This is a genomic window from Pseudoalteromonas sp. NSLLW218 (genome assembly GCF_015864775.1).
Classification (GTDB): domain Bacteria; phylum Pseudomonadota; class Gammaproteobacteria; order Enterobacterales; family Alteromonadaceae; genus Pseudoalteromonas.
In genome coordinates this window covers 19,227-40,182 of sequence record NZ_JADYWO010000010.1, presented here as the reverse complement: position 1 = coordinate 40,182, position 20,956 = coordinate 19,227, and the positions used below count along the sequence as shown (strand labels likewise).

Genomic DNA, 20,956 nt, shown 5'->3' with positions numbered 1-20,956 from the left:
CCAGTTACAATAATGGCACAAAAACAGCTTAGTAAATATCAAAGCAATTATGCAGCAATAACAAAACCCAATAGTTGGAGGACACATGTCACAATCGGTTTTAGATTTTATTAAAGAAAATGACGTTAAGTTCATTGATTTACGCTTTACTGACACTAAGGGTAAAGAACAGCATGTTTCTATTCCTCATCACCAAGTTGATGAAGACTTTTTTGAAGACGGTAAAATGTTCGACGGCTCTTCAATTGCAGGCTGGAAAGGCATAAACGAATCAGACATGGTATTAATGCCAGTTCCTGAGTCAATCAAACTAGACCCTTTCACTGAAGAAGCTACATTAATTTTACGTTGTGACGTAGTAGAGCCTTCTACATTACAAGGTTATGAGCGCGACCCGCGTTCTGTAGCTAAGCGCGCTGAAGATTACATGCGTTCTACAGGCATTGCAGACACTGTTTTATTTGGCCCTGAGCCAGAGTTCTTCGTATTTGACGATGTTAAATACAAATCAGATATGTCTGGTTCTATGTACAAAATTGATTCTAAGCAAGCTGCTTGGAACTCAGATAAAGAATATGCAGATGGCAACACTGGTCACCGTCCAGGTGTTAAAGGCGGTTACTTCCCAGTTGCTCCTGTTGATGACTTCCAAGATTGGCGTTCAGCTACGTGTCTAGTTCTAGAAGAAATGGGCCAAGTAGTAGAAGCACATCACCACGAAGTAGCAACAGCAGGTCAAAACGAAATCGCTACTCGCTTTAATACAATGGTATTAAAAGCGGATGAAATCCAAGAAATGAAATATGTTATCCATAACATGGCTCACTTATATGGTAAAACAGCAACGTTTATGCCTAAGCCAGTTGTTGGTGATAACGGTTCTGGTATGCATTGTCACCAGTCTTTAGCTAAAGACGGTGTTAACCTTTTTGCTGGCGATAAGTACGGCGGTCTTTCTGAAGATGCACTTTACTACATTGGCGGTATCATTAAGCATGCTAAAGCAATTAACGCTTTTGCAAACGCATCTACTAACTCGTACAAACGTTTAGTACCAGGTTTTGAAGCACCAGTTATGCTTGCTTACTCTGCACGTAACCGCTCTGCATCAATCCGTATCCCAGTGGTTCCATCTGAAAAAGGTCGTCGTATTGAAGTACGCTTCCCGGATCCAACAGCTAACCCATACCTTGCTTTCTCAGCAATGCTTATGGCTGGCCTTGATGGTATCAAAAACAAGATCCACCCTGGCGATGCTATGGATAAAGATTTATACGACTTACCAGCTGAAGAAGCAGCAGAAATTCCAACTGTTGCAGCATCACTTGACGAAGCACTATCTGCACTTAGCGCAGACCGTGAATTCTTAACTCAAGGTGGCGTATTCACTGACGACTTAATCGATGCTTACATCGAACTTAAGTCTAAAGAAGTTGAAAAGCTTAACATGACAACTCACCCAGTTGAGTTTGAAATGTACTACAGCTGTTAATTAAGCTTTAAAAAATATGTGTGTTCTCAAGCCCGCTTTGCGGGCTTTTTTAATGGTAAAATTAGTCAATCTCCACTAAAGTTAAGTTACCGATAAAAATGCAGGGCTGCAGAGTGAATAACAAGATTTTATTACTATTAATTACTTTAGGATTAAGTAATTATAGTTATGCCGGTGAAACAAAAATATACGCTTGGAAAGATAAAAATGGCGTATTAGTGTTCTCAGACACCCCTCATAAAGGTGCTAAAGAGGTAAAGCTTACCAGCCAAGATCTTAATATGCCTGCAACAAATACTGACATTTTTGACGAGCAACCCCAGCCTCAACAAGCGGCCTTTAGTATTGCCATTTCCTCACCTGATCATAACCAGACTATTCGTGAAAATACCGGCACTGTTTATGTTACTAGCCGAATAAAACCACGCTTTGAAACTGGTTTTACTATACAACTTTTTATTGATGGTAAAGCACACGGCCCTGCCAGTGACAGCTCAACCTTTGCAATAAGGGATGTAGAACGTGGTCAGCACACACTACAATTAAAGCTTTTTAATAGTAAAAACCAAGTTATTGCTACAAGCGAGCCCTGTATATTTTTTATGCACCGAAAAGGGCTAAGCCTAAGTAACTAAATTGGGGTATTACTAATCGTGCAGCAGTGTATTTTACCGTATAACTTGCTTGCAAACATCAACGCACTAAAATGGTGCAGCTATGATTAATAATAAAAACTTTAGCCCTGAGCTACTCGATGCCATTTGGCAAAATCAAACAACCGCTATCATATTACTTGATAAAAACTTTATTGTAATATATGCCAATAACAGTACCAGTGAACTGCTTGGCCTTGGTAATAAACGCCTATTAGATCAACCTTTTGATAGCCTTTTTAACTACCATTCAATCGATTTAGAGCGTATAAAACAATACTCACTAGTTGAAGGTGTAGATTGCCAGCAGCATAGAGCTGACGTGGTTTTTAGCGATTCTCGCCATGCGAAAGTAGCCGTAAGTACACGACAAATTAAGTTTAATGGCTCGCTTTATATTTTATTTGAGTGGCGCCAAACCGATGACGAAATTAAGCACGACCAAGCGTCTAATCAAATGCATCAATACCAAGCTGCCCGAAACCTAATTAGAGGCTTAGCGCACGAAATTAAAAATCCTTTAGGTGGGATTCGCGGAGCGGCGCAGTTATTGCAGTATGAGGTTGATCAACAAGAAAGAGATCAATGTGCTGAGCTCATCATTGAGCAAGCCGACCGATTACGTGAATTAGTAGATAGGCTTTTGGGGCCCAATCAACTTCCACAAAAATCGTATGGCAACATACATCAATCACTTGAATCAGTTGCAAGGCTAAGTACGTTAGATAATTGTTCTAACATTAGCTTGGTTAAAGATTACGACCCAAGTATTCCTGATGTATACATTGATCAAGGCAAAGTTCAGCAAGTAGTATTAAACATTGTTCGAAATGCCCAACAGGCGCTTGTAGATGGCGGTGAAATAACAATAAAAACCCGCATTAATCATCAGCATCGTCGCCCAGGTAAAGCACCTAAAAAAGCCTTGTTGATCCAAATATCTGATAACGGACCAGGAATTGATCCCAGTGTACGCGAAACACTGTTCTATCCTATGATCACCAATAAAGAAGGTGGCTCTGGGTTAGGACTCTCAATAGCGCAAACACTGATAGATCAACATGATGGCTATATAGAATGCGATAGCTGGCCTGGACATACTGAATTTAATATCTATCTGCCCTTTGCAGATTAATGTTTGGAGTTTGCATGAAAACAGTTTGGCTTGTAGATGATGATGCCTCAATTCGCTTTGTACTTGAAAAGGCACTAACCCGTTCAGGGTTTAACACGGAGAGCTTTGCTAATGCGCAAGATGTACTAAGCGCACTAAAGTTTAGCCAACCTACTGTTTTAGTTTCTGACGTTAGAATGCCTGGCATGGATGGTATGGCGTTGCTTGAACTTATCGCAGAGCAAAACCCTGGGTTGCCGGTTATTATAATGACCGCCCATTCTGATTTAGACTCAGCAGTTAATGCATTCCAAAAAGGTGCTTTTGAATACCTAGCTAAGCCGTTTGATTTAAACGAAGCAGTAGCCCTCGTCGAAAGCGCATGCAGAGCAAACTCCACTAAAAAAACTAAACGAAAGCAAGCCCCACCAAAAAGTGCTCACATAATTGGTGAAGCGCCCGCAATGCAAGAAGTGTTTAGAGCGATAGGTAAACTATCGGCTTCTAGCATGAGCGTATTAATAAATGGTGAATCGGGTACCGGTAAAGAACTTGTCGCCAGTGCGCTGCACAATCATAGTCCACGTAAAGAAAATCAATTTATTGCACTTAACATGGCAGCCATTCCAAAAGAGCTTGTTGAGTCAGAGTTATTTGGCCACGAAAAAGGCGCATTTACGGGCGCAGATAGCGTACGTAAAGGTCGTTTTGAGCAAGCCAATGGCGGCACACTGTTTTTAGATGAAATTGGTGATATGCCACTTGATGTGCAAACACGTTTATTGCGCGTACTTGCCGATGGTGAATTTTATCGCGTTGGTGGCCATCAAAGTATAAAAGTAGATGTCCGTATTATTGCGGCTACTCACCAAAACCTTGAAGATTTAGTTAAACAGGGCAAGTTTAGGGATGATTTATTTCATCGTCTTAATGTTGTGCGCCTACGTTTACCCGCTCTTCGAGAGCGCACTGAAGATATAGAAAGCTTATCGCAGCACTTTTTACATAAAAGTGCTAAAGAACTACAAGTAGAAAGCAAAGTGCTGAGCCCTAAAGCGACTGAGCAATTACGTTTATTTAATTGGCCAGGCAATGTGCGCCAATTAGAAAACACGTGTCGCTGGCTTACAGTTATGGCACCCGGTGAGCTTGTAAGCGAGCAAGACTTACCGCCGGAGATTCTGGATGCTTCGCCAACCCAAGAAGAAGGTGATTGGCTAGATGCGTTTCAGCAATGGCTTAATCAAGAGCTTAAACAAGGCAAAGAAAATATTTGGCCTGACATTCAAGCCCAGCTAGAAACTCGTTTAATTAAAACCGCCCTGGCTAATTGTTCTGGTCATAAGCAAGATGCTGCTATAAAAATTGGTTGGGGACGCAACACGTTGACCCGAAAATTAAAAGAGCGCAATATTAGCTGATTAAACGCTTTTAACACATTTGGTTATTGATGAAGCTAATCGAACATATTCCATTATTCAAACAAATGGAAATTATAAACAGGCTGCACTTTTTTAAGGAATTTACGCTCAGCGAGCGCCAAGTCTTATTGGAGTCGTTCGGCCTGTTATATTTAGTAAGCCAGCATCAGTTTTTATTTAAGCAATACGATAACGACAAGCGCTTATATATTGTACTTAGCGGCGCGCTATTAGTATTTAAACATAATCATTTGCTAGAACTTGGTACTATAGAGCCAGGTGAATTTATAGGTGAAGGCGCTTTTATAAATAACCGAGAGCGCAGCACTAGCGCACGCGCCAAAACCGACAGCATAGTTCTTGCTATTACCCCTGAAGCACTCACCCGCTTACCTAATGTTATCCGTGAAAAAATTAAAGACCGAATTATAGAAGGTATGAGTTTGCGTATTGCAAAACTTAGTGAACATATAGAAACTCACGGTTAACTCTATCACTCAATCCATATAAACAATTTGCAATGAGCAATCAAGCCAACTGGGCTTATTAACGTGCGCAGTAAAAGTGTAAGTATCTGAAGGCTTGGCACCAAAGGGGGTATTTACAAGTGGTTGCGAGTGGCTGTATGTTTGCGAATAATTTTTGTAATAAATGACAACGTAACCGTATAAAAACTCCCAACCTAACCTTACAACAGCGCCACTGGGTAAGGTAAAGTCAGCATATTTATCTGTAAATGTGACAAGTAAATCATTGTACTTGTCTTCGCTGCATTGAGTTGTTCGTAACCTTTTAGGCATAACAAAGGTTGTACCCGCCACTACATTTTTTAAATAAAAACCTATGTTGCCATCACCATAAAAATGATTTGAACGCGTTGTATAGTTAACTTGTGGCTCGTAACCTAGCCCCTGCATTATAGCCGCAAGTTGCTCAGTTTCTTTAGAATAAATCTTATCACTTGATAAGAGTAATGTGGCTTCACCAAAGTCAGGTGGGATTGCCAGCTCTACATATTCATAAGAGAGCGATTGTGCTTTTAGCGCAGCATCGAGCTGGTTGCGCTGTTCATCTTGCAAGTTTTCACTAAATACATACACGGTAGGTTGTTGGCACGCAGCTAATAGTAATGCCAACACACATATTAAAATTCCATTTTTCATAGTTACCCTTTTAAATTACAATTGTAGTCTATTAAAGGTAACTATTTATAGCAATTTAATTTGTTTGGCTATCTAACCACGCATCAACACTTTTACGGGTGTATAAAACTTCTTTAAATAAACGATGGCGTTGAAATTCAAGTACCGATTTTTTTTTCATATCGCCACTCACTAAACGACTATGGTGATCGTTAAATTTTGAAATCACAGAAAAACCACGTTCAGCATTTTCCTTTTGCTCTTTTACTTGATTAGTAAGATGTGACCTAACATCATCTGCGGTCAACATATCTGAATTATCTAAGCCCATTAGCTCTTTTTTCATTGCTAATCTTACGCCCATTTTCTACTCCGTTTTATATGTATTCATTACACATTGATTAATCCGCCAGAGTTTTAGCAATTAGCGAGCCATACGTAAAAAAGATTGCAACGAAGCTTAACTTTTAATTGCTTCAGTTTTTTTAAAGACAGATAAAATACCTAAAAACTTTCATAACTAATTGTGTATTACAGCTATCTAAAGTTACTTGCTTTGGTGCAAAAGTCGCTGTAAGCCTTTATACTAAAGCCTGTGCGTTACCCCACCGAGAGCAAATATGAACGAAGAATATATAGAAATAGAGTTAGAAGAAGAGCCGATTGAGCTTTGTAAATTATTAAAAGTATTAAACTTAGTTGAAGGTGGCGGCCAAGCTAAAAACCTAATCACTGAAGGCTATGTGGGTGTTAACCATGAAATTTGTACAATAAAGCGGAAAAAATTATACAGTGGCGATGTACTAGAATTCGATGGTGAGTTTTTTCAACTTGCGTTAAGTGAAGATGCAGTTCCTGCAGAAAAACCTGCGGCACAACCTCAAGCAGAATCAAAGCAAGCTGCACCACAACCAATAAATCAGCCAGCTAAAGCTAAGCGCAAGCGCACTAAAAAGCCAAAAGTTGACGATAAAACAGGTCGTCGTCCTATTTCATTTGGTTAAGTATTTAAAAAACCTCTTTTTATATAAAAAGGCCACCTTGTATAGTTGGCCTTTTTGCTCTTTAATTACCTAGCTAATAATAATAAAAACAAGGTAATAATATGTCACAAAACACACCAGCCACCTGGTTTAAACCCGCTGTATGGGCGGCACTTGTATGGAACTTACTTGGCGTTATTGCATTTGCAATGCACATGATGATGACACCCGAAATGATAGGTAAACTTCCTCTAGATCAACAAGCTGCCTACTCTAACGTTCCTATTTGGTCAACTATTGCCTTTGCTATAGCTGTATTTGGAAGCACTTTGGGTTGTCTGTTTCTACTTACTAAAAATTCTCTTGCAATACCTACTTTTGCACTGTCGCTCGGTGCTATTTTACTACAGCAGTACTATAACTTTGTAGTTATAAACAGTATTGAGCTGCTTGGCGCAAGTGCTGTATTTATGCCTGTTTTTGTAATCATAATTGCCATTGCTCTACTTTATTTAAGTATTAAAGCTAAGCAACAAGGTTGGTTACAGTAATTAATAAAGGTCAAAATAACTTTTGACCTTACCTCGTCTTTCAAATCATCTCTTGAAATTAAATTTTTCAGCATCATCTCTACTATAATAATTGTATAAAATTCGTTCTCTAAAGACGGCTTTTTACATTGGTATGCACTTTGCAACTCAAGTACTACAGAGGTCACTCTTCAAAATATTTTTATAATTCATAAAGGGGCAAATAATGAATAATAGTTTCGATACCCAACATCAGCTCACAATAAACGGTGAGCAATATCATATTCATTCTCTAAAAGGACTTGGCGACAAAGCGAAACGATTGCCCTTCTCCTTAAAAGTATTACTTGAAAACCTTCTTCGAAACGAAGACGGCGCAAATATTAAAGAACAAGACATTCAAGCCCTCCTTAATTGGGATCCTCAAGCAAAACCTGCATCTGAAGTTGCCTTTACTCCAGCTCGCGTAGTTATGCAAGATTTCACCGGTGTACCCGCTATTGTTGATTTAGCCGCGATGCGTGATGCAATGGAAAAACTAGGTGGCGATCCTGCAAAAATAAACCCGTTATCGCCAGCTGAACTTGTTATTGACCATTCGGTACAAGTAGATGGTTATGGTAATGATGGTGCATTTGATTTAAATGCCAAGCTTGAATATGACCGAAATAAAGAACGTTACGAATTTTTACGCTGGGGACAAACCGCTTTTGATAATTTAAAAGTAGTGCCACCTGCAACCGGTATTGTTCACCAAGTGAATTTAGAGTATTTAGCCCGTGTTGTTTTTGATGAAGAGCGCGATGGCAAAAAATTCGCTTACCCAGACACTCTCGTCGGTACCGACTCTCATACAACCATGATTAATGGCTTAGGTGTACTTGGTTGGGGCGTAGGCGGTATTGAAGCCGAAGCGGCTATGCTTGGTCAGCCAATTAGTTTATTGATTCCACAAGTAGTTGGTATGAAGCTTAGCGGCAGATTACCTGAAGGCACAACCGCAACCGATTTAGTATTAACGGTAACCGAAATACTGCGTAACCATGGTGTAGTGGGTAAATTTGTAGAGTTTTATGGTGACGGCCTTGCCGACCTACCACTTGCCGATAGAGCAACCATAGCGAATATGGCACCAGAATACGGCGCTACGTGTGGTATTTTCCCGATTGATGATGAAACCATCAACTACCTTCGCTTAACAAACCGCGACGAAAAACACCTAAAGGTAATTGAAGATTATGCTAAACACCAAGGTTTATGGCGTAACGATGGCGACGAAGCAAGCTACACCGATACACTCGAACTTAAATTAGACGATGTTGTACCAAGCCTTGCAGGCCCTAAACGTCCACAAGACAGAATTGCCCTAAATAAAGCGGGTGAAGTAATTGGCGAGCATTTAAAAGGCTTTCAAGATGAGCGTATGGCTCGTCGCGATAAAAGCGATGAAGAGCAAGCTCGTATTGAAAGTGAAGGCCCAACAACAAATCCAGATGAGCCAGTAGACGAAGCACAGTTTATGGGTGCCGCTAAAGTTAAATTTAAAGGCCAAGAGTTTGAGCTAAATGATGGCGCTTGTGTTATTGCCGCAATTACCAGCTGTACCAATACCTCTAATCCAAGTGTTATTTTAGCCGCAGGCTTAGTCGCTAAAAAAGCGAAGCAATTAGGCATTAATGTAAAACCTTGGGTTAAAACATCCCTTGCACCAGGCTCTAAAGTAGTTACCGACTACCTAGAAAAAGCAGGCTTGATGGACGACCTAGAAAGCCTAGGATTTAACTTGGTAGGCTATGGCTGTACTACGTGTATTGGCAACTCAGGTCCACTAGCGACTGAAATATCAGATGCGATTCAAAAGCATAAATTAGTGGTTAGCTCTATTTTATCGGGTAACCGTAACTTTGAAGGGCGTATTCACCAAGATGTGAAAATGAACTTTTTAGCCTCACCTCCACTTGTTGTAGCCTATGCCATTGCCGGCAGAACCGACATTGACGTATACAACGAACCCATTGCGCAAGATGCTAATGGTAACGATATTTACCTTAAAAACATCTGGCCAAGCGTTAAAGAAGTGAGCGACCTAGTTAAAGAAACAGTAACTAAAGAAATGTTTGAAAAAAGCTACGCTAACGTTTACGAAGGCGATAGCCGCTGGCAGCAAATTCAAATACCTGATGGCAAACTTTATGATTGGGATGACGCATCTACCTACATTAAAAAAGCACCATTTTTTGATGGTATGAAAGTAGAACCTCCGGGTATTCCAACGATTGAGGGCGCACGTTGTTTAGCTAAGCTTGGGGATTCAGTAACTACTGACCATATTTCTCCAGCAGGTGCTATTAAAGCAGAAGCGCCAGCAGGTTTATACTTGCAAGAGAAAGGTGTAGAAAAATCGCAATTTAACTCGTATGGCTCACGCCGTGGTAATCACGAAGTAATGATGCGCGGCACGTTTGCCAATGTACGTCTTAAAAACTTACTTGCCCCGGGTACTGAGGGCGGTGTAACACGTACACAACCAGAAAACGATTTAGCAAGCATTTACGATGCAGCTATGGAGTATCAAAAAAATAATACGCCTCTCATTATTTTAGCGGGTAAAGAATACGGTACGGGTTCATCTCGTGACTGGGCGGCCAAAGGCTCACTTTTACTAGGCGTTAAAGCGGTTGTAGCACAAAGCTATGAGCGAATTCATCGCTCTAACTTAATTGGTATGGGTGTATTACCTCTGCAATTTAAAGAAGGTGAAAGCTACGAGTCACATGGGTTAACAGGGCAAGAACAATTTGATATTGATGGCCTGTACGATAAAACCGATGAAGTAACCGTTATTGCTACAAATGCCGAAGGTAAAAAAGTAACCTTGAGTGCTGATGTACGTATTGATACCCCTAAAGAGTGGGATTACTACAAACACGGCGGTATTTTACAATATGTACTGCGTAATATGCTCGACTAATAAAAACAGTAGTTAATACATTTAAAAGCCCAGTTTAGTAATAAGCTGGGCTTTTTTATGTGTGCTGTTTGTTGTCTTAAATCAATGCTAAGCATTTAAAGCTTGCCTACACTAGGGCCTGTTGACCTTTCAGGATTAAAATTTGTTCAACCTAGGGGCTATTTAATCGCGGCATGAGGTTTGTAACCTAGTGGGCTAAGTAAAAACCGAGCAACAAAGAGTAAATAGCCCCTAGGCAGAACCCTTCGGGCAGCGCATGTTTGGCATTTATTCCACGTTATCGCCTATTCATGGGGAATAACCACACTACATAGGCTCTGCCTTGCCTAAATACTAAACACACTGCTGCAAATTTAACCTCGAAAGATAAACAGGCCCTAGGCCTACTCTTAGTGAGGTAACTATGTCGCAAACAATGATAGTTAGGCTACTTAAAACATCAATAGTGCTTGGGTTGTGCCTTATTGTTACTGGCCATACTTTAATTGTGTCGAGTTACTTCACTGTTAATCATGGTATTAAAGGAATAATTATAGCCGCGGCATGCATTGCTGTAGGCGTGCTGCTGTCACTTCCCACTAAAATATATTTAACCGTATTATTGATGGAAGCCGAAAAACGTTATTTAAAAAACCATAAAAGCACGCACTCTAAATAATTAGAGTGCACTTAAATTATTAATTTCTTTATTACGTTTTTCTAGTTTGTCTTTTACATTTTCGGCATCATTAAATAGCTTTTTAACAGAGTCTGGGTTCAAAATACTGATCCCCTCTGGTGCAGCCGACATTGTATTTGTACTTGGAGAGGTATTTAAAATAGACGTGTCTTCTGCTGCAATAACAGTAATATCTTTAGGATCGAGTTTTACTTCAATACTTTTTGCATGCGGGTTAGGTGTATCAGAAAAGTGCCATTGGCCTGTTTCATCTTGCCACTTAAAAATTTTGCTGCTTGAGGTGGTACTTTCAGGCATTGGTTCATCAGAAATACTGCTCGCAATTTTATCGCCAGCTTGCTTAACGCCCTGCACTGCTTGGTCCAAAGTATTGCTAGATAGCGCGACCATTTTTTCTTTAATTTGCTGAGATTCACTGCTAATTGATGATGCAGAAAGCCATGTTTGACCATCGGGCTTTTTTATATAAAACAAAGAGATGACTGCAATAGCCATGATTGATATAGCTAAGTAGGTAAAGTATTTCATAGCGTTCCTGCTTTAATTAATCCTTTAATGCCTTGAGTCTAATAAAAAATACTTAATTAGGCAATTTTTTGTACCCTAATAAAAAAATAAAAACGCAGCCGAAGCTGCGTTTTTATTTGCAATTTAACTACACTGTAGTGGCGTTAAATACCATCACCATCCATGTGTAGTCCACATTCTCGGTTTAAACCAAAAAAGCGGGTTTCTTCCTCAGTCATTCCTGGTTCTAACTTACGTGTTGTATGTACGTCACCCATCGACACATAACCTTGCTCCCATAATGGGTGGTAAGGTAAATCGTGCTTAGTAAGATACTGATACACGTCGCGGTTAGACCATTCAATAATCGGGTACACTTTAACGGTACCACGGCTAATTTCTACAAACTGTTTATCAGCACGTGTAGATGATTGATCGCGGCGCAGACCACTAAACCACGTGCCTGCTCCTATTTCTTTTAACGCACGGGTCATCGGCTCTACTTTATTAAGCTGATTATATTGCTTAATGCCGTCTTCGCCTTGCTCCCATAGTTTACCAAATTTAGCCTCTTGCCATGCTGGGCTAAGCGGCGCTCTATACACCTTTAAGTTAAGTGATAAACGCTCACTCATTTGCTCAATAAACTGATACGTTTCAGGAAATAAATAGCCGGTATCGGTTAATACAACAGGAATATCTGGACGTTGTGAGGTCATTAAATGCAGCATTACTGCCGCTTGAATACCAAAGCTAGATGATAAAAAAGCCGTATTAGGCAAGTTATCAAGCGCCCATGCAACGCGCTGTTCTGCGCTCATATTCGCTAGTAAACCATTAGCATCAGCTAACATAGCCGTCTGGCTTTGTTTATCTAGCTGTAAAATGTTTTTAAATTCACTCATGGTAAATTCCAAACCTCACCAGCGCCAAAGCGCTGGTATTTAATTAAGCGTGAAAATCGGTTACTGATACTTTTACTTCAGCAACAATGCCTTTGCGTATAACAAAGTCACCAAAACACTCACCGTCATTGCGCTCGCTTGCCCATTGGCCAATTAGCTTATCAAATGCTTCTAGGTAAACGTCTTCGCCTACGTTCTCAAGGTACAATTTAGGAATACGTGTCCCCTCTAAATTACCACCTAAGTAAACGTTGTACTTACCTGGGCCTTTACCTACTAAACCAGCTTCGGCTAGCATTGCGCGGCCACAGCCGTTCGGGCAACCAACAACGCGCATAATAATGCTGTCATCTGGTATACCGTGCTTAGCAAGTAATGCTTCAGTTTTTTCAACTAGGCTTGGTAAGTAACGCTCTGCTTCGGCCATTGCAAGTGGGCACGTTGGCAGTGAAACACACGCCATAGAGTTTTTACGTTGCTGCGAATCTTTGTCATCAATTAAGCCGTGGCTACGTGCAATCTCTTCAATCACGGCTTTTTGATCTGCAGGTACACCCGCAATAATTAAGTTTTGGTTTGCCGTCATACGCATGTCACCTTGGTGAACTTCAGCGATTTTACGACACCCTGTTTTAAGCGGCTTGTCTGGGTAGTCTAAAATACGACCACTTTGAATAAATAGCGTTAAGTGATGCTTACCATCAATGCCTTCAACCCAACCAATGCGATCCCCTCGATGAGTAAACTCAAACGGACGGCTTGGTGCAAACGTAACGCCTGAGCGTTTTTCTACTTCTGCTTTAAATACATCAACACCTACACGGTCTAGTGTGTATTTGGTTTTTGCATTTTTACGGTTTGAACGATTACCCCAATCGCGCTGCACAGATACGACATGCTCTGCAATTTTTAAGGTATCTTCTAGCGTAATAAAGCCAAAGTCATCAGCCTTACGCGGATAAGTTGCGGTATCGCCGTGCGTCATTGCAAGGCCACCGCCCACTAATACGTTAAAACCAACAAGTTTGCCGTTATCAGCAATTGCCACAAAGTTTAAGTCATTCGCATGCACATCAACTTCGTTGTTAGGTGGAATAGTTACCGTTGTTTTAAATTTACGCGGCAAGTAATTAGACCCTAAAATTGGCTCTTCTGTGGTTTCTGCTTTTTCGCCATTTAACCAAATTTCGGCATACGCTTTCGTTTTTGGTAATAAATGCTCAGAAATTTTTGCAGCCCAGTCGTAAGCTTCTTGATGTAACTCAGACTCAACTGGGTTAGTAGTACAAAGCACATTACGGTTAACGTCACCCGCTGTAGCAATAGAGTCTATACCTACGCTATCAAGCATTTGGTGCATGCCTTTAATATTAGGCTTTAATACACCATGAAACTGAAACGTTTGACGCGTTGTTAAACGAATACTGCCGTAGCTTGTTTTGTCATCTGCAAACTTATCGATTGCTAGCCACTGCTCTGGCTTAATAATACCGCCAGGCATACGTGCACGTAACATTACATTATGTAGCGGCTCTAGCTTTTGCTTAGCACGCTCACCACGTATATCGCGGTCATCTTGTTGGTACATGCCATGAAAACGAATTAGCTGAAAGTTGTCGGCAGTAAAACCACCAGTAATTTCATCTTTTAAATCTTTTTCTATGGTGCCACGTAAAAAGTTACTTTCTCTTTTCAAACGTTCGTTATCAGAAAGTTTTACGTTTTTATCTTGTTCGCTCATTTTAAATCCTAAATTTGTTACAGTGACGGCTGTTAGCTGTTAAATAAAATAAGAAACGTGATTAATACACGTCTTTCTGATAGCGGTTTGCGCTACGCAAATCTTTTAAGTATTGCTCTGCGTCTTCGTTACTCTTACCTGTGTTTTCTTTAACGATATCAAGCAAGGCGTTGTGTACATCTTTTGCCATACGATTTGCATCGCCACAAATATAAAAGTGAGCGCCAGCTTCTAACCATTCAAACACGTCTTGACTGTTACTGCGTAATTTGTCTTGTACGTATACTTTTTCGGCTTGGTCGCGGCTAAATGCTACATCTACTTTGTTGAGTAAACCCGATTTTAAATAACCCTGTATTTCTACTTGGTATAAAAAATCTTGAGTAAAATGTGGGTTACCAAAAAACAACCAGTTTTTGCCTTGTGCTTCACGCGAATCACGCTCTTGTAAAAATGCACGGAACGGCGCAATACCGGTACCTGGGCCAACCATGATCACAGGTGTATCATCGTTTGTTGGTAGGCGGAAATTATCGTTGTGTTCGCTAAATACTTTAACTTTACAACCTTCTTCAGCACGACGAGTTAAGTAACCAGTACAGCCACCTAAATGCTCGCTATCAAATGCATCAAACTGCACTAGACCTAGTGTTAAATGTACTTCGTCTTCAACTTCGCTTTGGCTAGATGCAATTGAGTACAAACGCGCTTGTAGTTTACGTAAGCAATCTACTAATGTTTGCGCATCAAGCTTTGCTGGGTTTTGGCGAATCACATCAAATATTTGACGAGGCTCAATGTATGCGCGCATTGCAGTTTTATCTTCAACTAGTTTAAGCAGCTCTGGCGTGCCCGTAGCAGTTGCATATTTTTCTACAAAACCAGGGTATGACTGAGTCAGCTCTAGTTTTTCAATAAGTGCATCGCGTACGCTTAGCTCTTCATCACCTACTTTTACAATGCTTGTTGCATCTATTTGAGTAAGTGTAAGTACTTCATCAACTAATACATCGTCATTTAAAAAGTACACACCTAATGAATCACCTGGCGTGTAAGTAATGTCAGAACCTTCAAGCGAAATTTCAACATGGCGTACATCTTTAGTTGAGTCGCGACCGGTAATTTTTTGAACAGTTAATAGCTCTGCTTCAAATGGATTTTGTTTTGTATATTGGCTTGCTGCAGAAGTTGGTGCGCCAAATGGCATTGATACAACTTGACCACCAGCGGCCTCTTGTTGCGCTTTTAAATCAGGTTCGAATGCGTCAATTGCGCCCGCAATCCATGTTGCAGCTTCTTCTTCATAATCTACATCTAAATCAGCACGTTGATATATGGTCTGTGCACCTAGTTTATTTAAACGCTCTTCAAAGTCTTTTGCTGTTTGGCAGAAAAACTCATAGCTAGAATCACCTAAACCAATAACGGCTATTTTTACATCGTCTAGTTTTGGTGCTTTTTTAGTTGCTAAAAATTCATAGAGTGTTTCTGCGTCTTCTGGTGGCTCACCTTCACCGTAAGTAGATACAACGATGGTTAAAAACTTTTCTTTTTTCAGGGCTGTTGGTTTGTAATCTGACATGCTAACCAATTTAACCGCTAAGCCGCGCGACTCAGCCTGCTCTTTCATTTTGCTTGCTACGCCTTTTGCGTTACCCGTTTGCGAACCATATAAAATAGTTAGCGCTGCAGCATCTCCTGCAGCCGGTACGCCAGCAGTAGGAGCACCTAATGCAGCTGAGTTAGCATTAGCGGCTAAGTAACCACTTACCCATGCTTGTTGAATTGGATTAAGCTCAGCCACTAAACCTTGCAGCTTTTGTACTTGATCTTGCGATAGCGGGCTTGCCGCAGCATTTAGTTGACCTAACAACATGAATCGATTCCCCATAACCCTGAAAATTAAACACAACACACTTTGTGTATTGTTAAAAATGAGTTTTACCTCATCCAGAGTGTATCTGTTGAGGTTTTCTAAGTATGCAGGATAACGGGCTAAGCATAGATAAAAAAAGAATAGAATCTGCTTTGATATTCCATTTAGTTATTAATTTATAAAAATACCTTCAAAAACAGTTTAAAGAGTAATTATTGCCTTTTACTGCATTTTAAATTAACAATTTTGCAACCAAACTAATGTAGGGTATATTTTACTTTCAAAGTAAAAATAGGAACAATCATGTTACACGGGAAATATAAAAACAAATTAATTAGTACCGCTTTGTTACTGGGCTCATTACCTGTAATGGCCAATGTAACTAATGGCGGCTTTGAGCAATGGTCAGGTAATACACCTGATGCATGGACAACAATAGATGGCGGAATTAGCCTTTCACAATCCACCAGCACAGTTAAAAGTGGCAGTAGCTCTGCTGCTGTAAATGTAACTACAGGGTCGCAAAGTAACACCGATTTATTACAACAAGTTACTGTAGAAGCAGGTAAAACCTATAACTTTTCGGCTGATGTTTACCATACCGAAGGTAAAATTAAGGCGCGCTTATATGTGGACGGCTACCAAGGCTATTCAAATCAGGCACAAACTAACCAATGGCAAACAATTAGCCATAGCTATACAGCAAGCAGTGATAAAACAATTAGTGTTGGACTTAGGTTTTACGATGTAAGTGGATTTGATGGCAGCGAAACCGTATACGTAGATAACTTTTTACCAAACGTTGGTGGCAGCGCATCAACAAGTTGTACCGACAATAGCCTTACCCTAACGCTTAATACCGATAATTACGGCAGCGAAACTAGCTGGGCCGTAAATAACAATCAAGGTAGCGCAATCGCTAACGGCAGTGGTTACGCATCAAACACACAATATGATGAACAAATATGCCTAACTGATGGTACATACGTACTAGTTATTAGCGACAGCTACGGCGATGGCATGTGTTGTTCAACAGGTAGTGGCAGTTATGCACTTAAGCAAGGCTCTACCACACTTGCAAGTGGTGCAAGTTTTAGTAACACCGACAGTACAGCATTTACTTTAGGCGGTGGCTCTGGTGATGGCGGCGGGACTAATCCAACACCCACAGGCTACTATGTTACTGCTCAAGGGTTATCGGGTTATACACTAAAAACTGAGCTTTATAATATTATTAAAGATCATAATGCACAGGGTTACTCGGCTATTTGGAATTTTTACGACTCATCAGCACGTGATCAATACTTTGAAAACGATAACAGCATTTTAGATATGTATAGCGAAAAACCAAACGGTTCAGATAGCTACAATTATACTGCTGTGAGCGATCAATGTGGTAACTATAGTGGAGAAGGCGGCTGTTACAACCGTGAGCATTCATTCCCTAAAAGCTGGTTTGGCGGCACTATTGAGCCAATGAACTCAGATGTGCATCATATTTACGCAACCGACGGTTATGTAAACTCAAAACGTAGTAATTTCCCATTTGGTGAAGTAGCAAGCGCTTCATTTACATCAACTAACGGAAGTAAATTAGGTTCTGCCGCAAGTTCATTAAATTACTCTGGTACTGTATTTGAGCCAATTGACGAATTTAAAGGTGACTTTGCTCGCGCTTATTTTTACATGGCAACGCGCTACGAAAATGTAATAGGCGCTTGGCAATCAAAGACGTCCTCAAGTAATGCTGTACTTAATGGTTCAAGCAATCAAGTGTTTGAAAGCTGGGTTGTAGCCATGCTGCTTAACTGGCATAACAGCGATCCTGTAAGCCAAATGGAACTTGACCGCAACCAAGCAGCGTTTGAGTTTCAAGGTAATCGTAACCCGTATATCGACCACCCTGAATTTGTAGAAATGATTTGGTAAAAGTTAGCAGTTAAAACAAAAGCCTTTGCAATTGCAAAGGCTTTACCTTTTAGCGTGTAGTATTTTTAGAGATATGATGGTTTAAGCTAGTTATAAGAAACAACTGCGATAAGTGACTTTTCAGCTCTATTTTTCATCAACGTTAAAAGTGAATGATGAAAATCTTGAAATATCACCTCTCCCCATATTCGTGAATAAATACCAAAGTTTGTATTATCTTGAACGGTAGTTGTTAACGTTAGAATTGTATTGCCGCTTTTATCTTCACTTAGCTGATAGCCTCCATAAAGTGGAGAAAAGTATTCACCGCCAAGTTTCACGTGTTTATCGAGTGCGTCATCGGGGATAGCATCAGGGTCTATGTCAAATCTATAAAGCATCTGTTTATTTGGTTGCCAATCCGTAATAACTTCTTTAAACACAACGCCTTTTTGCCAAGTACTTGTGCGAACAGCGCCTATACCGCTTGCATTCATACTTGCCTTTAATGGCTTTGGTACACCAATTAATTGAGTGAGTGAAAAAGGCACTTCCTGTGGTTTTATATCACTCACATTAGCTAACTGTTGCCACACAGCATTGATGGGTGCGTTAATAGTTATTGAATTTGTTACTTCGTATGTTTTTGATAAATTTAAAAAATTAACTTCAATAGGTGAGAGCAATATAGGTAACAACGCGATTGATAATAAAGAACTATTCGCTTTTTTTATTTCACGCTTTCTAACAAAACCCGCAAGTAATCCACCAATGCTGGCAAAAAACATAAAAGCAGGCAAAGCCATAGCCACACAAATACTGCCTTCAAGTAAAGTAATTACACTTACAAATAAAAAAACAAAAATAGGCTGCCAAGCAATCGTCACCATTTGCCTTTTAGTTAATGCTTTTGATTCATTGTACTCAAAGTGAATACGAATATAGCCAATAGCAACAGGCACTAAAAACATAAATGATATAGAGACTAAGCTACCTAAATTATAAGCATTGACTAGCTCTACAAATAGCCGCATAAATATGCCGTAAAGCGTACCAAGTAAAATACCAATTGATTTAGGGGAGTTGAGTTGCATCTCTATTCTTTATTGTTGATATTAACAATCAGAAAGTAACAGAAGTATTATTTCACCACAAATAAAACGAAATTAGCGGCTCCTGCAAACAAATAGCTTGAAATAAAACGGCTTTAACAACCACTAAGACTAAAGGATAATAACCTGCCATTAACACGATACAATTCGGTAAATAGTTCTCCGCCTCCTTAATATCACATTCAAGATTTTGATTTATAACAACTTTTAATCACCTTCTGTAATTTCATAATTTTTAACGTAAAGCAGTTTTTAAATTAACTGTATTAAAAACAACCATGCACGACCTTTTGCCTATACATAGCAGCCTAAAAGCTGATCTACCCTGCATGTTCAATATTCATTTGCTTTAACAAAAGCCGTATTTATTTGATTAAGCAACAATGTTGCAGGAGAACGCATGCAAACTACACCACCCGGTGATGCACCATCAAACACGCACAAGGATGCTCAAAGCTACGAGCAGCTTCATAAACCCAGCTCTGAGTTTAATACTCGCGACGAGTATCTCGAACATGAATTACAAATTATGCAGCCTAAACGCTGGCGTCCTAATTTACCGTTTAGAGATTACCGATTTGAATTTGAAGACACCATTCCAGCAATGGCGGGTACTATTGGTAAAGTCGTTATGGTGGGGGCTATTGCAGCTACATTTGCAGCGCCTCTTGGTTTAAGCGATGCATTTGTTTTAGAAAACGTGCGCTACGAATTACTCATTGTTTCTATTTTTATCATCTTATTCTCAGGCTTTATTTTACCAACAGCCAACTTAGCTGGTACTCACGGCCCGCTTATTCCGTTAATTCCTATTGTTGTTGCTGCTGGCGGTCACCCTATGGCGTTTGGTTTACTCATTGGTGCCTTTGGTTTTATTTTGGCCATAACCAAGGGAGGAAGTATGCTCGCGCGCCTAACCAGTAAAGGTGTGTGTGGCGGGTTGCTCATTTATTTAGGCTTTATTGGTACTATTTCGCAAGTTAAAAAGCTGTTTGCTTGGGCTGAAGCCATTGATATGGCGCATATTGCGTTTATTGTTATTTTAGCCACCATTTTATTGTATGCGCTATTGGAGCACTTTAAAAAGCGTTGGTTAGCCGTGCCGTTAAGCTGCCTTATTGGTGGCGTGGTTGCTTTTGCTTTAGGTGCACCCTTTGAGTTTCATACTGCACCGGGTTTACCAAATATGAACCCAGCATACTGGTGGGGCGAAAACACAGGTTGGATGCTTGGCCTGCCAACGCTTGAAAGCTTTGTTGTTGTACTCCCGTTTGCAGTGCTCGCTGTTGCTATGTGGTCACCTGATTTTTTAGGTCATCAAGTATTTCAAAAAATAAGCTACCCGCAACGTACTGAAAAAGTACAAATGAATATCGACGATACCATGCTAAGCGCATCGGTTAGACAAACATTTGGCTCACTTGCCGGTGGTGCTAACTTTGCCTCGTCTTGGGGTACTTATATTGTGCCTGCTGCTATTGCTAAGCGCCCTATTCCGGCTGGCGCCATTTTAACAGCCGTGTTTTGTATTATTGCTGGTTTATGGGGTTACCCTATGGATTTAGCCATTTGGCAACCTGTGCTTTGTGTTGCGCTTATTGTCGGTGTGTTTATTCCGCTACTTGAAGCTGGTATGGAAATGACACGCGAAGGCAAAACAACGCAATCAGCCGCTATTGTGGTGTTTGCCTCAACCTTGGTTAATCCGGCTTTTGGTTGGTCGCTTACTATGCTACTTGATAACTTAGGGCTAATTGGTTGTAAAGAGCGCAGCGCTGAGTTAACCAAAATGAGCCGCTGGGTAATCCCACTTATTATGTTTGTGCTACTTACCACTGTAATGGCAATTGTAGGCATGTTGCCTGGTATACCTGCGTTAATGGCTGACTTTAGGCATTAACCCTTAGCTACCACATCTAATA

18 protein-coding genes are annotated in these 20,956 nt (G+C 40.3%); 11 read left to right on the top strand and 7 right to left on the bottom strand.

Features of this window, described 5'->3' with window-relative positions:
• Nucleotides 1-85: 85 nt before the first annotated feature.
• The 5 genes from glnA (at nucleotide 86) to I6E80_RS15615 (ending at nucleotide 5,168) form a co-directional block, all read left to right on the top strand.
• Nucleotides 86-1,492 carry a glutamate--ammonia ligase gene (glnA, locus tag I6E80_RS15635; protein ID WP_010554792.1) on the top strand — a complete coding sequence of 469 codons (1,407 nt, stop codon included), beginning with the start codon at nucleotides 86-88 and terminating at the stop codon, nucleotides 1,490-1,492.
• 113 nt (nucleotides 1,493-1,605) lie between these two features.
• Nucleotides 1,606-2,127: a DUF4124 domain-containing protein gene (locus I6E80_RS15630; protein ID WP_170072917.1), complete on the top strand. Its 522-nt coding sequence runs from the start codon at nucleotides 1,606-1,608 to the stop codon at nucleotides 2,125-2,127.
• 82 nt (nucleotides 2,128-2,209) lie between these two features.
• Nucleotides 2,210-3,280 carry a nitrogen regulation protein NR(II) gene (gene glnL / locus I6E80_RS15625; RefSeq protein WP_076926065.1) on the top strand — a complete coding sequence of 357 codons (1,071 nt, stop codon included), beginning with the start codon at nucleotides 2,210-2,212 and terminating at the stop codon, nucleotides 3,278-3,280.
• Between the two features lie 14 nt (nucleotides 3,281-3,294).
• Entirely contained in the window at nucleotides 3,295-4,680 is a 1,386-nt protein-coding gene (gene ntrC, locus I6E80_RS15620; RefSeq protein ID WP_024596969.1) for a nitrogen regulation protein NR(I), read from the top strand.
• A 29-nt stretch (nucleotides 4,681-4,709) separates the two neighbouring features.
• Nucleotides 4,710-5,168, top strand: a complete 459-nt coding sequence (locus I6E80_RS15615; RefSeq protein ID WP_010554789.1) for a cyclic nucleotide-binding domain-containing protein — start codon at nucleotides 4,710-4,712, stop codon at nucleotides 5,166-5,168.
• A gap of 9 nt (nucleotides 5,169-5,177) precedes the next feature.
• Here the strand turns inward: I6E80_RS15615 and I6E80_RS15610 are convergent, their stop codons facing one another.
• Complete coding sequence (locus tag I6E80_RS15610; RefSeq protein WP_076926064.1) at nucleotides 5,178-5,843, bottom strand: hypothetical protein; 666 nt, start codon at nucleotides 5,841-5,843, stop codon at nucleotides 5,178-5,180.
• 55 nt (nucleotides 5,844-5,898) lie between these two features.
• On the bottom strand, nucleotides 5,899-6,186 hold the full coding sequence (locus tag I6E80_RS15605) for a hypothetical protein (RefSeq protein WP_024596967.1): 288 nt from the start codon (nucleotides 6,184-6,186) through the stop codon (nucleotides 5,899-5,901).
• A gap of 256 nt (nucleotides 6,187-6,442) precedes the next feature.
• Here I6E80_RS15605 and I6E80_RS15600 point away from each other — a divergent pair, with 256 nt between their 5' ends.
• The 4 genes from I6E80_RS15600 (at nucleotide 6,443) to I6E80_RS15585 (ending at nucleotide 10,964) form a co-directional block, all read left to right on the top strand.
• Nucleotides 6,443-6,826, top strand: coding sequence for an RNA-binding S4 domain-containing protein (locus tag I6E80_RS15600; protein ID WP_076926063.1), 384 nt, complete (start codon nucleotides 6,443-6,445; stop codon nucleotides 6,824-6,826).
• A 101-nt stretch (nucleotides 6,827-6,927) separates the two neighbouring features.
• Entirely contained in the window at nucleotides 6,928-7,356 is a 429-nt protein-coding gene (locus tag I6E80_RS15595; protein WP_024596965.1) for a hypothetical protein, read from the top strand.
• 205 nt (nucleotides 7,357-7,561) lie between these two features.
• Nucleotides 7,562-10,306, top strand: coding sequence for an aconitate hydratase AcnA (acnA, locus tag I6E80_RS15590; protein ID WP_197185924.1), 2,745 nt, complete (start codon nucleotides 7,562-7,564; stop codon nucleotides 10,304-10,306).
• A 403-nt stretch (nucleotides 10,307-10,709) separates the two neighbouring features.
• Complete coding sequence (locus tag I6E80_RS15585; RefSeq protein WP_197185923.1) at nucleotides 10,710-10,964, top strand: hypothetical protein; 255 nt, start codon at nucleotides 10,710-10,712, stop codon at nucleotides 10,962-10,964.
• Here the strand turns inward: I6E80_RS15585 and I6E80_RS15580 are convergent, their stop codons facing one another.
• The 4 genes from I6E80_RS15580 to I6E80_RS15565 all read right to left on the bottom strand — a co-directional run bounded on the left by I6E80_RS15580 (nucleotide 10,965) and on the right by I6E80_RS15565 (nucleotide 16,014).
• Nucleotides 10,965-11,513 (bottom strand): DUF4124 domain-containing protein, encoded by a 549-nt coding sequence (locus I6E80_RS15580; RefSeq protein WP_024594735.1) that lies wholly within the window; start codon nucleotides 11,511-11,513, stop codon nucleotides 10,965-10,967. It abuts the gene before it with no gap.
• A 143-nt stretch (nucleotides 11,514-11,656) separates the two neighbouring features.
• Entirely contained in the window at nucleotides 11,657-12,397 is a 741-nt protein-coding gene (locus tag I6E80_RS15575) for a phosphoadenylyl-sulfate reductase (protein WP_197185922.1), read from the bottom strand.
• Nucleotides 12,398-12,440: 43 nt separating this feature from the next.
• A complete protein-coding gene (gene cysI / locus I6E80_RS15570; protein WP_197185921.1) occupies nucleotides 12,441-14,138 on the bottom strand; it encodes an assimilatory sulfite reductase (NADPH) hemoprotein subunit in 1,698 nt (565 codons plus the stop codon).
• 61 nt (nucleotides 14,139-14,199) lie between these two features.
• Entirely contained in the window at nucleotides 14,200-16,014 is a 1,815-nt protein-coding gene (locus I6E80_RS15565; protein WP_197185920.1) for an assimilatory sulfite reductase (NADPH) flavoprotein subunit, read from the bottom strand.
• A 303-nt stretch (nucleotides 16,015-16,317) separates the two neighbouring features.
• Here I6E80_RS15565 and I6E80_RS15560 point away from each other — a divergent pair, with 303 nt between their 5' ends.
• Nucleotides 16,318-17,943, top strand: coding sequence for an endonuclease (locus I6E80_RS15560; RefSeq protein ID WP_197185919.1), 1,626 nt, complete (start codon nucleotides 16,318-16,320; stop codon nucleotides 17,941-17,943).
• A gap of 86 nt (nucleotides 17,944-18,029) precedes the next feature.
• On the opposite strand, the gene I6E80_RS15555 is transcribed toward I6E80_RS15560, so the two are convergent.
• Nucleotides 18,030-19,016 carry a hypothetical protein gene (locus I6E80_RS15555; RefSeq protein ID WP_024600012.1) on the bottom strand — a complete coding sequence of 329 codons (987 nt, stop codon included), beginning with the start codon at nucleotides 19,014-19,016 and terminating at the stop codon, nucleotides 18,030-18,032.
• Between the two features lie 418 nt (nucleotides 19,017-19,434).
• On the opposite strand from I6E80_RS15555, the gene I6E80_RS15550 reads away from it, so the two are divergent.
• Nucleotides 19,435-20,934 (top strand): DUF3360 family protein, encoded by a 1,500-nt coding sequence (locus tag I6E80_RS15550; protein ID WP_170072911.1) that lies wholly within the window; start codon nucleotides 19,435-19,437, stop codon nucleotides 20,932-20,934.
• Nucleotides 20,935-20,956 lie beyond the last annotated feature (22 nt).

What these genes read in the sequence shown, in the direction of transcription:
- glnA (WP_010554792.1), top strand. Translation starts at nt 86, where the DNA reads ATGTCACAATCGGTTTTAGATTTTATTAAAGAAAATGACGTTAAGTTC.
- glnL (WP_076926065.1), top strand. Translation starts at nt 2,210, where the DNA reads ATGATTAATAATAAAAACTTTAGCCCTGAGCTACTCGATGCCATTTGG.
- ntrC (WP_024596969.1), top strand. Translation starts at nt 3,295, where the DNA reads ATGAAAACAGTTTGGCTTGTAGATGATGATGCCTCAATTCGCTTTGTA.
- I6E80_RS15615 (WP_010554789.1), top strand. Translation starts at nt 4,710, where the DNA reads ATGAAGCTAATCGAACATATTCCATTATTCAAACAAATGGAAATTATA.
- I6E80_RS15610 (WP_076926064.1), bottom strand. Translation starts at nt 5,843, where the DNA reads ATGAAAAATGGAATTTTAATATGTGTGTTGGCATTACTATTAGCTGCG.
- I6E80_RS15605 (WP_024596967.1), bottom strand. Translation starts at nt 6,186, where the DNA reads ATGGGCGTAAGATTAGCAATGAAAAAAGAGCTAATGGGCTTAGATAAT.
- I6E80_RS15600 (WP_076926063.1), top strand. Translation starts at nt 6,443, where the DNA reads ATGAACGAAGAATATATAGAAATAGAGTTAGAAGAAGAGCCGATTGAG.
- I6E80_RS15595 (WP_024596965.1), top strand. Translation starts at nt 6,928, where the DNA reads ATGTCACAAAACACACCAGCCACCTGGTTTAAACCCGCTGTATGGGCG.
- acnA (WP_197185924.1), top strand. Translation starts at nt 7,562, where the DNA reads ATGAATAATAGTTTCGATACCCAACATCAGCTCACAATAAACGGTGAG.
- I6E80_RS15585 (WP_197185923.1), top strand. Translation starts at nt 10,710, where the DNA reads ATGTCGCAAACAATGATAGTTAGGCTACTTAAAACATCAATAGTGCTT.
- I6E80_RS15580 (WP_024594735.1), bottom strand. Translation starts at nt 11,513, where the DNA reads ATGAAATACTTTACCTACTTAGCTATATCAATCATGGCTATTGCAGTC.
- I6E80_RS15575 (WP_197185922.1), bottom strand. Translation starts at nt 12,397, where the DNA reads ATGAGTGAATTTAAAAACATTTTACAGCTAGATAAACAAAGCCAGACG.
- cysI (WP_197185921.1), bottom strand. Translation starts at nt 14,138, where the DNA reads ATGAGCGAACAAGATAAAAACGTAAAACTTTCTGATAACGAACGTTTG.
- I6E80_RS15565 (WP_197185920.1), bottom strand. Translation starts at nt 16,014, where the DNA reads ATGTTGTTAGGTCAACTAAATGCTGCGGCAAGCCCGCTATCGCAAGAT.
- I6E80_RS15560 (WP_197185919.1), top strand. Translation starts at nt 16,318, where the DNA reads ATGTTACACGGGAAATATAAAAACAAATTAATTAGTACCGCTTTGTTA.
- I6E80_RS15555 (WP_024600012.1), bottom strand. Translation starts at nt 19,016, where the DNA reads ATGCAACTCAACTCCCCTAAATCAATTGGTATTTTACTTGGTACGCTT.
- I6E80_RS15550 (WP_170072911.1), top strand. Translation starts at nt 19,435, where the DNA reads ATGCAAACTACACCACCCGGTGATGCACCATCAAACACGCACAAGGAT.